Origin of the sequence: Maridesulfovibrio spiralis (SeqCode) (assembly GCF_048571135.1) — a bacterium.
Taxonomy (GTDB): Bacteria; Desulfobacterota; Desulfovibrionia; order Desulfovibrionales; family Desulfovibrionaceae; genus Maridesulfovibrio; species Maridesulfovibrio spiralis.
Genome location: NZ_CP182344.1, coordinates 1,372,066 through 1,384,724, shown reverse-complemented (window position 1 = coordinate 1,384,724; position 12,659 = coordinate 1,372,066). Strand labels below are relative to the sequence as shown.

General features: G+C 48.6%; 10 protein-coding genes. 1 reads left to right on the top strand and 9 read right to left on the bottom strand.

The window, feature by feature from the left end; translation table 11 throughout:
* Window positions 1–14: 14 nt before the first annotated feature.
* The 9 genes from ACNI29_RS06190 to sat all read right to left on the bottom strand — a co-directional run bounded on the left by ACNI29_RS06190 (window position 15) and on the right by sat (window position 11,255).
* The gene (locus tag ACNI29_RS06190; RefSeq protein WP_419781330.1) at window positions 15–854 is read right to left on the bottom strand and encodes an ABC transporter ATP-binding protein; all 840 of its coding nucleotides are present in this window, start codon (window positions 852–854) and stop codon (window positions 15–17) included.
* 9 nt (window positions 855–863) lie between these two features.
* Entirely contained in the window at window positions 864–1,649 is a 786-nt protein-coding gene (locus tag ACNI29_RS06185) for an MlaE family ABC transporter permease (RefSeq protein WP_419781329.1), read from the bottom strand.
* Between the two features lie 173 nt (window positions 1,650–1,822).
* Entirely contained in the window at window positions 1,823–2,440 is a 618-nt protein-coding gene (locus tag ACNI29_RS06180; protein ID WP_419781328.1) for an HD domain-containing protein, read from the bottom strand.
* 36 nt (window positions 2,441–2,476) lie between these two features.
* Window positions 2,477–3,661, bottom strand: coding sequence for a bifunctional glutamate N-acetyltransferase/amino-acid acetyltransferase ArgJ (gene argJ / locus ACNI29_RS06175; RefSeq protein WP_419781327.1), 1,185 nt, complete (start codon window positions 3,659–3,661; stop codon window positions 2,477–2,479).
* Window positions 3,662–3,843: 182 nt separating this feature from the next.
* Complete coding sequence (locus ACNI29_RS06170) at window positions 3,844–5,745, bottom strand: peptidylprolyl isomerase (protein ID WP_419781326.1); 1,902 nt, start codon at window positions 5,743–5,745, stop codon at window positions 3,844–3,846.
* A 99-nt stretch (window positions 5,746–5,844) separates the two neighbouring features.
* Window positions 5,845–7,761 (bottom strand): aconitate hydratase, encoded by a 1,917-nt coding sequence (locus tag ACNI29_RS06165; RefSeq protein ID WP_419781325.1) that lies wholly within the window; start codon window positions 7,759–7,761, stop codon window positions 5,845–5,847.
* Window positions 7,762–7,881: 120 nt separating this feature from the next.
* Window positions 7,882–8,136, bottom strand: a complete 255-nt coding sequence (locus ACNI29_RS06160; protein WP_419781324.1) for a hypothetical protein — start codon at window positions 8,134–8,136, stop codon at window positions 7,882–7,884.
* Window positions 8,099–9,739, bottom strand: coding sequence for a carboxyvinyltransferase (locus ACNI29_RS06155; RefSeq protein WP_419781323.1), 1,641 nt, complete (start codon window positions 9,737–9,739; stop codon window positions 8,099–8,101). The genes ACNI29_RS06160 and ACNI29_RS06155 overlap by 38 nt, the downstream gene beginning before the upstream one ends.
* A 235-nt stretch (window positions 9,740–9,974) precedes the next feature.
* Window positions 9,975–11,255 (bottom strand): sulfate adenylyltransferase, encoded by a 1,281-nt coding sequence (gene sat, locus ACNI29_RS06150; protein ID WP_419781322.1) that lies wholly within the window; start codon window positions 11,253–11,255, stop codon window positions 9,975–9,977.
* Between the two features lie 893 nt (window positions 11,256–12,148).
* On the opposite strand from sat, the gene aprB reads away from it, so the two are divergent.
* Window positions 12,149–12,634 carry an adenylyl-sulfate reductase subunit beta gene (gene aprB / locus ACNI29_RS06145; protein WP_419781321.1) on the top strand — a complete coding sequence of 162 codons (486 nt, stop codon included), beginning with the start codon at window positions 12,149–12,151 and terminating at the stop codon, window positions 12,632–12,634.
* Window positions 12,635–12,659: the final 25 nt, after the last annotated feature.

The window sequence follows — 12,659 nt, the reverse complement described above, 5'->3', positions numbered from 1 at the left end:
AAGTCCATATGCATTTAATTGCTGTTCAAATCACCAATGTATTTGGTGCAATTCATTTTCATAACCGAGGGATCAAGGGGAGCCGTGGTTACGCGGTGGGTTTCCCTTTTTGCGCCTTCACGATCAAGAAACTGTCTCAAGTAAGGATCTTCAGTGGTGAGCAGTTCTTCTTTTTGTCCCTTGAAAAGGGTTTTGCCCTCTCCGAGGACCACCACGTAATCAGCAATGGTTTCCATGCTGGCCAGATCGTGGCTGACCACTACGATGGTCATGTCGAACCGTTCCTTGAGTTCAAGTAAAAGTCCGTCCAGTTCTGCGGAGTTTATGGGATCAAGACCGGAAGTGGGTTCATCACAAAAAAGAATATCCGGGTCCATGACCATGGCCCGGGCCAGCCCGGCTCTCTTGCGCATTCCGCCTGAAAGTTCATTGGGATAGTAGTCCATGAAATTTTCAAGGCCGACAAGGCTGAGTTTGGATTTGACTACCTCGTAAATTTCAGGCTGCTTGAGTCTGGTATGCTCACGCAAGGGCAGAGCTACATTATCGAAAAGATTTAAAGCACCGAGCAATGCCCCATCCTGAAAAAGGACGCCGATACGTTGTTTGAGGCAACGGAATGCTTTGCGCTTGAGAGTATAAATATTGTGTCTGCCCAGATAAACCGCACCTTCCATAGGAGTGTTAAGTTTCAGGATATTCTTGAGCAGGGTTGATTTTCCGCAGCCGGAGCGACCGAGAATAACCGAGATACCTCCACCGGGAAGGATTGCATTGATCCCGGAAACAACCGGGTTTCCATCGTAGCCGATGGTCAGGTTATCGATTTTGATATCCGGAGCTGTTGAATTCATCTGGTCCCTCTAGATGAGCAGGGAAGTCATGATGTAGTCAGCTACGAGAACGAGCACACAGGACATGACTACTGCGGTTGTTGTTGCCTGGCTAACGCCTTCGGGACCTTTGCCGTCTTTGCGGTGGTGGGTAAAATAACCTTGAAAACAGCATACAGTACAGACCAGAACAGCAAAAACAAGTGACTTACTGAATCCTACGGAGATATCTTCCCAACCAAGGGCATTTTGTACGCGGTGGAAATACACTCCGCCGTTTCCGCCCATCAGGGAAACGCCGCTTAAATACCCGCCTAAAATCCCGATCAGATCAAAAAATGCGGTCAAAATCGGGAATGATATTATCGAGGCCAGTAATTTGGGGCTGACCAGATAGCTCATGGGATTGATGTCCATAAGCTCAAGAGCGTCTATCTGTTCGGATATGCGCATGACCCCGATCTCCGCTGTCATGGAAGAACCGGCTCGACCGGTGAGCATGATAGCTGTGAGAACCGGACCAAGCTCCCGGACCAGCGACAAGGCAACAGCCGCCCCGAGAAATCCTTCGGACCCGAATTTGGACAGGGCGTATTGGGTCTGTAGGCCTACAACCATTCCGGTGAAAAGTCCGATCAGTGAAATGACAGTGAGTGACTTTACTCCGATGAAGTAGAGCTCTTTAATTGTTTTCTTGAATATTCCCAGCGAGCTGAAAACCTGAAGCAGTCCATCTAAAAGAAAGATGAACATGGCTCCGATTTCTGAAAGGAGGTTTTTAAAGCCTTTACCCAGTATATTTATGGGTAAAAGCATTTTATTTTCAGTTTCAGCTTGTGGCATTTTATCAGTCTAATTTAACTTAAAAAGTTGTTTTTGTTGTCCAGCCTAATCCGTCCACTTAGCACAGTGAGTTGGAAAATAAAAGGGAGAACAAGCCATGGAGGTTGCATTTTAGATGATTATGTTAATCTTTAACCATGGCGGCATCATTCATCATCGTCGAGTCCGTTTTTATTTTCCCACCAGCTTGTCGGGGGGCCGAGATACCACCAATCTTTGTGGTCGGTTTCAGCAATTGTATCAGCAAGTTGCTGCCCTTCTTCGGTTCGCAACCGCTTCAAAGCAGACTCAAGCCATTTAGCAGCATAAGGGTTGCCCATGTCCTTTTCCTCTTTGAGGTTAAGAATGAAATCCAGCTGGTCAGCATCCTGAGCCAGTTTGGATTCGATGGTTTCGCACTCCTCAAGCTCTTCCCAATGGGGAAAAATTTTATCTTCGAGACCTGTTCCGGCAAGGGTGTGCCTCAATGAACGGTCCCTGTAACTACGGTTATAGATTCGGTTAACATAGTTAAAATCGCCGGTGCGGGCTTCGTGCAGGTCATGGAAAAGACACATGAACACTGTTCTGGCCATGTCCGCTCCTGCCATGTCCGCCAGCACATATCCAAGCACTGCTACCCGGTGTGAATGTTCAGCCACAGATTCTGAGCCTGAACCTAAAAACTGGTAGCCTGTACGTGGAGTTTTGCGCAACATGCCTACTTCGAATAGGAAGTCGGCAAGTCTGGTCATTTTGTCACGGTTTTCAAGATTTTTCATCATATGAATATCTGATTCCAGCTGGGTAATGTATAATTATTATGACCTGTAGTCTGCGTTAATGTTGATGTACTCGCGGGTCAGGTCGGAAGCTTGCAGGATAGATGAACCCTGACCGTCAGCAAGGCTGATATTAACATGGATATCCTGCTTGCGCATGATCGGTTCCAGCAGGGCGTCCATATCGCCTTCAACGGGTTTTCCTTTCTCGAACACGACTATTCTGCCGAAGCTCAAAGTCAGTGTTTCGGGATCAAATTCAGCACCGCTGCGGCCTGCAGCAGCTACAATGCGGCCCCAGTTGGGGTCTTCGCCGAAGAGAGCTGTTTTGACCAGTGGGGAGTTACCAACGGCACGAGCGATAAACTCTGCGTCTTTGTCGGAAGCTGCACCGGTAACATTAATATGCATTACTTTGGTGCCGCCTTCGGCATCCTGAACTATCATATAAGAAAGTTGCTGGCAGATATCGAGAAGAAGTGCTTCGAGGGCGGCTTTTCTTTCATCGCTGTCGGCTTTGATTTCCGCAGCTCCGTTAGCAAAAGCCATGACGGTATCGTTGGTGCTGGTGTCCCCGTCAACTGTTATACAGTTGAAGCTTCTGTCGATGCAGCGTCGCAGGGCTTCCTGCCACCAATCAGGATCAACTTCAGCATCACAGGTTACAAAGCCGAGCATTGTAGCCATATCAGGAGAAATCATCCCCGCACCTTTGCACATGCCGAGCATGCGTACCGGTTTGCCGTCAAACTCAATTTCGCCCCAGGCCAGTTTGGGAAATTTGTCCGTAGTCATGATGGCTTTAGCCGCCTTGACCGGGTTGCTGTCTGTGATTGCTTTTTTCAGCTTGGAAGCGGCTTCACGCCATTTTTCCATGTTGAAGCGAGGGCCTATTACCCCGGTTGATGCCGGAAGGAGGTCTCGGTCATTTATGCCCAGATATTTAGCTGCGAGGATCAGACTTTCCTTGCAATCGGCAATACCTTCGGCTCCGGTGCAGGCATTGGCCAGCCCAGCATTGATGATTGCTCCGCGAACTTGCTGCGATTCAGATAGGATTTCTTTGCCCACGGTAACAGGTGCGGCTTGAAATTTGTTCTTTGTGAAAACGGCAGCCGCAACAGCTGGAACGTCACTAATGATCACAGCCAAATCGTTCCGTCCGCTATATTTGAATCCGGCCTCAAGCGCTGCGAATGTGTATCCTTTCGGGGTCTGAAGCATAATTAATGTCCTTTTAAAAAGCCTGTTCTTGGTGACAGGGATTAATGTTCACCTGTTACTCTGTAGGTAAAGACTCTGCAAGATAAAATAGGTGATTAAAACAAAAGTTGTTGCCTTTGGTATAAAAAAAAGGCCTGTTCCGACAAGAACAGGCCCGCTGATATTAGCTGGTTTATTCCAGATTAGTTCAGGAGGTCCTTGCGAACGTATTCAATATTAGCCTTTGCTCGCAGTTCTGCGAGGAAAGCCCCGAATACTTCGTTGGCTCGCTGCTGGAACAGAGCGTTGATGAACATGTCTTTTTGAGCAGCCCAAGTTTCTTCTTTGGGAGGAATGCGCTCATCAAGGCGCGCTAAGACGTAACCGCCGGGAAGTTCGAAAACTTCAGGAAGCCACTGGTCTTTTTTAGCTGCGAAAGCTGCATCAGCAAGCTTGCGGTTCATGCCCAAGTTGGGAATGAAACCATCGCGACCGAAGGGTGCGGAAGTTTTGAGATTCTTTTTAATGTAGTTGAAAGTCTCAGCTTCCGTTTCTTTGTTGACCAGTTTGTCTTTGAAGTCATTGGCCATGGTCTTAGCCAGCTGTAATGCATGCTGCTGGGAAAGGACATCTTCAATGTTCTTCTTTTCGTCCTTAAGAGGTTTCAGGGACGGGGGAATATCTTTTTCTTTTTCAACGAGGATGTATCCACCGTCAATAGCGATAGGCATATCAGTGGAGTTGCCTTCAGGCAGACCTATGATGGTCTGAGCTGCACTTTCAGTCATGCCGAAAGCGTTGGCCAGGGTCTGCACAGTAGCCTGTTCGCTTTTTTTGAATGCGATTCCGAGTTCTTCAGAAACCTTGTCGAGTTTCAGGCCGGATGCGATCAGGTCAATGGCGTGGTCCAGCTTGTCGCTGATAGAGTCCGCTGCTTTTTCCTGCGCGACGATGGTGGTGATATCATCTTTTACCTGGTCCAGATCTTTCTGGCCGGCTTCACGGATGTCGTCAGCCTTGATCAGGTGCCAACCGAAGCGAGTGCGAACAGGTTCGCTGACTTCGCCTTTCTTGAGAGCGAAAGCAGCATCTTCGAAAGGCTTAACCATTGCGCCTTTACCGAACCAGCCCAGTTCGCCACCTTTAGTTTTGCTAGGCCCTTCAGAGTATCTTTTTGCAAGTTTAGCGAAATCCTGACCGGACTTGGCTTTAGCAAGAATCTTTTTGATTTTCTTTTCAGCTGCAGCAACATCTTTTTCCGGCGCGTTTTCGTCAACAACGATCAGAATATGGCTGGCTTTGACTTGATCTTCCTGCAGAAAAGCGTCTTTGTGGGCTTCGTAGTAAGCAGTAATTTCTTCAGGAGAAACAGTCTCGTTGATGGAGAGTTCTTCTGGGGTGAAAGCAATGTACTTAACTACAGAGCGTGCCGGGATCGCAAACTTATCAGGATTGGCAGTGTAGTAGTCTTCTATCTGTTTCTCGGTGATTTTGATGTTCTTAAGGAAATCAGCACCGGGAACGAAGTAGTAGTCAATCTGTACTTTTTCGGATGCAGCATCGAAAAGAGAGCGGGCATCTGCTTCAGTAGGTTTGACGGGCAATGTCACATAATCCTGAAGCTTGGTAATCATTGCGCTGTTGCGCATGCTGTTCTCAAAACTTGCTGCGGACATGGATCTGCTTCTCAGGAAAGCCTGATAGAGATTCATGTCGAAGTTGCCTTCCTGATCAGCGAAAGCGGGGATGCGGCTGATGTCAAAGGAAAGTTCGGAGTTAGAAACAGAGAGTCCCAGTTTTTGGGCTTCAGCTTCAAGAAGTCTCTGACTGATCATCTGTTCCAGAACAAATTTTTTGAATTCGGGTGACTGGAGCTGATCGGAATCAAGATTGGGATTCTGGGCCCGCAAGGCTTCTGCATTTTCACGGTAAGACTGCATAAATTCCTGAGTAGGAATAGGCTGCTCGTTAACGTATGCTATGACCGGGTCGGTGTTGCCGTTGAATCCGCCGGCGCCGAAGGCAAAAATAAAAACTGCGATAATGATACCGAAAGCGATTTTGATGCCCCAGCTCTGGGCATTTTGGCGCAGAATGTCCATCATGGCTTCTTCAGTCTCCGTTTGCAGCAGTTGCTGCGTTCAAGTGTTGATTCTATTTAATCGGCGGGATGACTTCGTAAGAAGACACCCCGCCAAACTCATTTACAGTTGTTTTCCGACGTAGTTCAGCAGACCGCCGGCTTTAATTATCTCAAGTTCTTTTTCCGAGAGGTCGTTTTTAACCCTGATTTCGACACCATCCGTGGAGAAAACAGTTTCGCCCCCGGGGGTAATGCCGGTAGTATCGATGGTTAATTTACTTCCCTCAGACAGTTTGTCGTAATCACTCTTTTCAGAGAGTACAAGGGGTAGAATGCCAAAATTGATAAGATTTGCTCTATGAATACGAGCAAGAGACTTGGTAATGACGGCAACTACACCCAGATGACGGGGGCCGAGAGCTGCGTGTTCGCGGCTGGAACCCTGTCCGTAGTTCTCACCGCCGAGAATGATTCCACTTTCTGCTGCTTTCATACGGCCAACAAAACCCTCATCAACACGGCTGAAAATGTATTCACTGATAGCCGGGATGTTGGAACGCAGGGCAGTAATCTGTGCACCTGCAGGGAGGATGTGGTCAGTGGTGATATCGTCTTCGACCTTAAGGCGGATTTCAGAGGAAATCTCATCCGGAAGGGCGGAGAATGTTTCGAGAGGAACAATGTTCGGTCCGCGTACAATTTCAACTTCATCCCTGTTTTCGGGGGGGAAGATGAACAGGTGGCGGATGGAGGGAACTTCCGCAGGGAATTCGATCTTAGCGGGAGGAGTACCCCAGGTTGCAGGATCAGTGAATTCTCCGGCGAGGGCCAGTTTAGCAGCAGTCTGTGGGCTGGCGAGGTAAACCTGCGCGTCCTGAGTTCCGCTGCGACCTTCAAAGTTGCGGTTGAAGGTACGTACGCTTACGCCGGCAGAAGTGGGGGAACCACCCATGCCGATGCAGGGGCCACAGGTACATTCCAGAAGTCTGGCTCCGGAATCGAGGAAGTTGGCGATCAGTCCGTCGGAAGCAAGCATTTTGAGAACCTGCTTGGAACCGGGGGAGATCATCAGGTCCACACCTTGGGGCAGCTGCTGGTCCTGCAGGATCAAAGCAGTTGTTTTCAGGTCGGAGTAGGAAGAGTTGGTGCAGGAACCGATGGCAGACTGGTTGACCTTCAGTCCCGCGAGGGACTTAACGGTAACAACGCGGTCCGGCATGTGCGGCTGGGCTACCAGTGGTTCAAGATCGGAAAGGTTGATTTCAACAACTTCTGCGTAGGTTGCATCTGCATCGGCAATGAGTTCAGTCCAATCTTCTTCGCGGCCCATGGCCTTGAGAAAAGCCTTGGTATTATCATCACTGGGGAAGATGGAAGTGGTCGCGCCGAGTTCGGCACCCATGTTGGTGATGACGGCACGTTCGGGAACGGAAAGGGATTTAACACCTTCACCGCCGAATTCGAACACAACGCCTACGCCACCTTTAACGGTTTTGATTTCCAGCAGCTTGAGGATGATATCTTTAGCAGAAGCCCACCCGGACAGTTCGCCGCTGAGTTCTACCTTAACAACCTTGGGCATGGGGATGGAGTAAGGCTGTCCGGCCATGGCCAGCGCGACGGAAAGACCGCCTGCACCCATGGCGAGAGAGCCGAGGCCACCCGCAGTAGGAGTGTGGCTGTCAGAACCGATCAGGGTTTTGCCGGGTTTGGCAAAGTTTTCCAGATGCAGCTGGTGACAGATGCCTGTTCCGGCAGGGGAGAACACAACTCCGTGTTTGGCTGCTACAGTACGAAGATACTGATGGTCATCCGGGTTGCGGAAGCCCATCTGGAGGGTGTTGTGGTCCACGTAACTTACAGAAAGTTCGGTCTGGACTTTATCAATACCCATAGCTTCAAATTGCAGATAAGCCATCGTGCCGGTGGCATCCTGAGTAAGAGTTTGATCAATTCGCAGGCCGACTTCTGTGCCCGGCTCCATTTCTCCATTTAAAAGATGAGCGGATATGATCTTTTCAGTAATGTTTAAACCCATGATACCTCCGGTGTGATTGTGCTTTTCGTAAGCTGATTTGAAACTAAGTGTCCTGTGGTACGTGCATTCCCGCATACTTCATAAAGTGCCCGCTAAAGCTGTTATGAGGGGCGGGGTCAGTTATCCTTCCATTCCGAGGCGCATTCGGTTTATTTTTCGTTGACGGATGTCAATCTCTGCTTCCAGACGAAGTTTATCCTGCTGGGATTCGAAGATTTCATTGGCAAAAAAGATCCCTTCAGAAGGAACCTCACTCGCCATCAGCTTTCTAGTACGCTGCAGGCAGAGTTCAAGTTCCTTCTTGAAGTTCTCAATTTCTACTTCAATCTCAGGGATGCTAATCGATTTTGATTCTTCTTCGGGTTTTTGATTCATCTTTTTTCTTTACCTCAGGGTCTTTGAGTCCGTTGATTTCCGGCAGGCTGTTGTAGAGGGTCCAGTAACGAGGCCAGAGATCAGTGATGTCACCGGGGTTCTCGATTGAGATACCGGGGCGCATCCAGGCCATAAGACCGAGAGCAATACCGAAGAAGGGAGTAGGTGCGGACCATGCTTCATCCCATTTCAGACGTCCGGGGAGAACAGTAAGTTCATCCTCGCCGCGCTCATACTTGATGCCCAGTCGTTCGAGCAGTTCAATACCCTGTTCGAACATTACTGCGTCAGCGATGTTACTGATTTTGCATTCAGAGCGGGAGTTGACCGCAAGGGCCAGTCCGATGGGGAAGAGGTCGGTTGCATTGCCGAAGTCAAAGGAAGGTTTATCTGCTTTTTCACCCTTAGTTGCAGTGATGCTTCCTTTGGAAATTTTAATATCAACGCCGCCGGTCTTGAGAGTTTCGAGTGCATCAGCAGCAAGGGCGTTCTTGGGCCAGTCTCCGTTGATAGTTACCTGACCGTTGCTGAAAGCAGGCATAGCAAGCAGTGCAGAGCAAAGCTCCGGCTCCAGTGCGATAGCAGGTTCTTCCGGGACGGAGATTTCTTTTGTCGCGGGAACTGTACACTCAGTCTCATTGAGTTTGGCATTTACGCCACATTTTTTGAGAGCTGTGACAACTTCCTGCAGCAGGTCCATGCCGTGCCAGCCCTCTGCAAACTTAAAAGTAAGTCCCTGAGGGTATGTCCATGCCGCCAAAGCCAGCGCAGCAACAAATTCCACAGGAGTCTCATCTGAGATCTCGATGGAAGATGCCATGCGTCCGCCGCATTCGAGACGGGCAGGCAGGCCGTGGCTCTGGAGGTCAAGAGTGTTCAGTCGAGCGCCAAGCGGAGAAAGAATGTCAGCAAGTGGTCTGGAATCATATTGTTTAAGGATGGGGCCACCGGCAATTTTGAATTTGCCGACAGTTTTGAGACCGAAAGCAATGGCCAGAAACATGGTCATGGCATTGTCTCCGGCAAAAATAAGTTTTTCTTCAAAGTCGATCCCTTCACCTGCGCGGGATTCGACAGTTTCACCATCCCATGAAAGGTGTGCGCCGGCTTGGTTGAAAGCTTTGACCAGCTCAGTAATTTCGTCATTGATGCACAGGGGACCCATTTTGCTGTCAGTTCCGGCTGCTGCACTTAGTGCGATCCAGAATTTGGACTGCAGCAGGGAACCGGGACCGTCAAAGGTAACGTCCACTGCTTTCTGGGGAGGAGAAAGAACATAAGAAGAAAGCTTGCGTCTTTCAGGTTTGGCAACTGCTGCATAAGCAAGGTTATTCAGCTGGTCGAAAACGCGTCTCGCAGTTTTTACATCGAATTTTTTGTTGCCGGCTTCAGCGGTCCATGTCTCAAAGATGCGTCTTTCCATATCCGGGTCTCCAAGGGGCAGGCCTTTCTGCTTGCGCTTGGATGCAGCTTTACCCATGAGGTAGTTTCTGCGGGATACGAGGGAAAGAAGTCTTTCGTCCAGCTCTTTGATTTCGTCGAGCAGGGACTGTCTGCGCGGTGCGGAACCGCCGGAACGTTCAAATTTTTTATATTCGGGCATTTTTTTTATTTCCTGAAATGTGATATAGAGAAGTCCACCTTAATAGCGCGATTTGCTATAATGAGCAACCCCCGTAGCTGCAGTAAAAAATGCCATTAATTAGAGCCGTTTCTGTTTGATCTGTTGTGCTCTGGTAATGTTTCAGTCTGTATCTGCATTGCAGGTAGGGAAAAGAAAAAGGGAGGAAGCGCTAGGCGCTCCCTCCCTGAATAATCAAGTAGTGATACTACTCAAATTACATAGCGTCGCCGGAAGCTGCGCCCTGCATTTTGACTTCAACCTTTTCGGTGAGGCCTTCGTAGTATTCACGGAGCTGTACGAGAACTTCGTCACGACCGAAGTGATCAACGATTTCAGCGCCATCGGAGAGAGCTTTACGCAGTTTGGTACCGGAGAGGATAACGCGCTCTGCTTTATCGTGAGGGCAGGTTCTCAGGGAAGCCATGCCGTCGCACTTGTAGCAGTAGAAAGTCCAGTCAATCTTCATGGGCTCACAAAGGAGAGCTTTACCCGGCTCGGGGCAAGCTTCGGTTGCGTAAGGAATTTTGTCGAAGATTTCCTGTGCTTCGAACAGGCCGTAGAAGTCACCAACACCAGCGTGGTCACGACCGATCAGCATGCGGTTAACACCGTAGTTCTGACGGAAGGTAGCGTGGAGGAGGCCTTCACGGGGACCTGCGTAACGCATATCGAGGGGGTAACCAGCCTGGATAACGTTTTCTTTAACAAAGTAGTGCTCAACGAGAGTGTCAATTGCTTTAACACGAACTTCAGCAGGAATGTCACCGGGCTTGAGGTTACCGATCAGGGAGTGGATCAGACAACCGTCACAAACTTCGATGGAAATTTTTGCCAGGAATTCGTGAGAGCGGTGCATGGGGTTACGGAGCTGGAGAGCGGAAACAGTGGACCAGCCTTTTTCGTCGAACATCGCACGGGTTTCAGCGGGGCGCAGGTAAACGCCTTTGTACTGCTCAGGGTACTCACCTTCGGAGAGAACTTTAACAGGACCAGCGAGGTTGTACTTTTTCTGAGCCATAACCATCTGAACACCGGGGTGGTCTTCGAGAGCGGTTTTCCAGAAGATGGAATCTTCGGATTCTTCGCCTTCACCTTTGAAGACCTGGTAGCATTCCCATTTTTTGTCTTCTTCGGTCATTTCGTATTTTTCGGTGATCTGCATGGTAGCAAATACTTCACCGTTATTTACGAGAGCGATTTCGTCGCCAACTTTAACGTCTTCGTCGTCGGAGTCGAGGGTAACCGGAACAGGCCAGAAAGTGCCGTCTTCCATCAGGAATTTTTCACAAACGCCTTTCCAGTCAGCTTTACCCATGAAGCCGTTCAGGGGAGAGAAACCACCACATCCCATCATGATGAGGTCACCCTTTGCGCGGGCGGAAATTTCGATCTGTTTCAGACCTTCTGCTTTTTTCTGTTCAGCAGCGAGTTCTGCTCCTTCGAGCAGGCAGCATACAAGACCTTTACCACCGTGAGGGGCTACGAGCTTAGACATGTTTACGTCTCCTTGTAGTAATTTTTTTTTCAACACCTTGGCCCTTCCGCAAGACCTCCGGATTAAAATCTTCGGCCCCCGGGTATACTGTGGGGGCTGCGCTTCTAAGCAGAAGCGGGTCTGCGGAACGAAAATTCGTTAAAACCAATATCATGGAGCGGACGATCAGGATAGTCCTAAAAAACATTTTCTCCATGAAGCTTAAGAGGGGTTATGAATGGTTTGTGAAAGAAATGTCAAGGGCAAAATTGAAATAGAGTGAAAATTTTCACTTAGTGTTATACTGATATTGTCTATATTTAAACTCTGTATGAAAATTTAGTGAAAAAAAACAGTGTGTTGTTAGGTATGTAGAGGTGTGTGTCGAATGGTGTGCAGGGTTTTGGGGGTAATTGTTGAGTAAGAAAGTAAAGAAATATGAGTGTCTTCTGTTTGGTGTGGGGTTAGGGGTCGCATGGTAAAAGGGGTTTGTTACATATTATATGTAGATAAGGTGTGAAATTTCTCTAGAAAAAATCAGGTGAAAGTCTACGGTCTTGCTTTGTAAAATCGCTTTGTTACGGGGGTTGTGAAGAATATATCATTATCTTAAAAAAAGGCTTGCAATTAAAGGCTAGATTGAACTAAATACCAATCCATGATGGAACACATTATTGTTTTGCCGCAAACGAAAGAGTCTTGTTTTTTCGAGCTCGCCAGACTTGGCGGCAGTGTTTCAGAGCCATTTATGAAAGAAATTGAAATTAGCTTGTTCTAAATTTCACTTTCGCCTTGACACCCAGTGACGGGCTTGATAGTTACTAATTTCACGAGCCTTGAACATTAGGCAAGATTATAAATGGTTATAGGATGTCGGTGATTGATAACATTAAACCCTTTTAGGAGGACTAGGTATGCCGACCTTTGTCAATCCGGAAAAGTGTGATGGCTGTAAAGGTGGAGAAAAGACCGCCTGCATGTACATCTGCCCTAACGATCTTATGATCCTGGATCCCGAAGAAATGCGGGCTTACAACCAGGAACCCGAAGGATGCTGGGAGTGTTACTCCTGCGTCAAAATTTGTCCCCAGGGCGCTATTGAAGCACGTCCCTACGGTGACTTCGCACCCATGGGTGGTACTTCCATTCCCATGCGTTCTGCTGAAGACATCATGTGGACCGTTAAATTCCGTAACGGTAACGTAAAGCGCTTCAAGTTCCCCATCCGCACTACCCCTGAAGGTTCTATCAAACCTTATGAAGGTAAACCCGAGCCGACTGACCTCGACAACGAACTGCTTTTCACCGAAACTGAACTGGTTACCCCCAAAGAAGTTCTCGGACAGAAGTTTGACGTTGCTGATGCAGACAAGACTACTGCTTGGAAGGATCTGGATTAATCGCTGCTAAGCTTTTGTCTTAGGT

Coding starts and splice junctions, on each gene's coding strand:
- ACNI29_RS06190 (WP_419781330.1), bottom strand. CDS start 854: ATGAATTCAACAGCTCCGGATATCAAAATCGATAACCTGACCATCGGC.
- ACNI29_RS06185 (WP_419781329.1), bottom strand. CDS start 1,649: ATGCTTTTACCCATAAATATACTGGGTAAAGGCTTTAAAAACCTCCTT.
- ACNI29_RS06180 (WP_419781328.1), bottom strand. CDS start 2,440: ATGATGAAAAATCTTGAAAACCGTGACAAAATGACCAGACTTGCCGAC.
- argJ (WP_419781327.1), bottom strand. CDS start 3,661: ATGCTTCAGACCCCGAAAGGATACACATTCGCAGCGCTTGAGGCCGGA.
- ACNI29_RS06170 (WP_419781326.1), bottom strand. CDS start 5,745: ATGATGGACATTCTGCGCCAAAATGCCCAGAGCTGGGGCATCAAAATC.
- ACNI29_RS06165 (WP_419781325.1), bottom strand. CDS start 7,761: ATGGGTTTAAACATTACTGAAAAGATCATATCCGCTCATCTTTTAAAT.
- ACNI29_RS06160 (WP_419781324.1), bottom strand. CDS start 8,136: ATGAATCAAAAACCCGAAGAAGAATCAAAATCGATTAGCATCCCTGAG.
- ACNI29_RS06155 (WP_419781323.1), bottom strand. CDS start 9,739: ATGCCCGAATATAAAAAATTTGAACGTTCCGGCGGTTCCGCACCGCGC.
- sat (WP_419781322.1), bottom strand. CDS start 11,255: ATGTCTAAGCTCGTAGCCCCTCACGGTGGTAAAGGTCTTGTATGCTGC.
- aprB (WP_419781321.1), top strand. CDS start 12,149: ATGCCGACCTTTGTCAATCCGGAAAAGTGTGATGGCTGTAAAGGTGGA.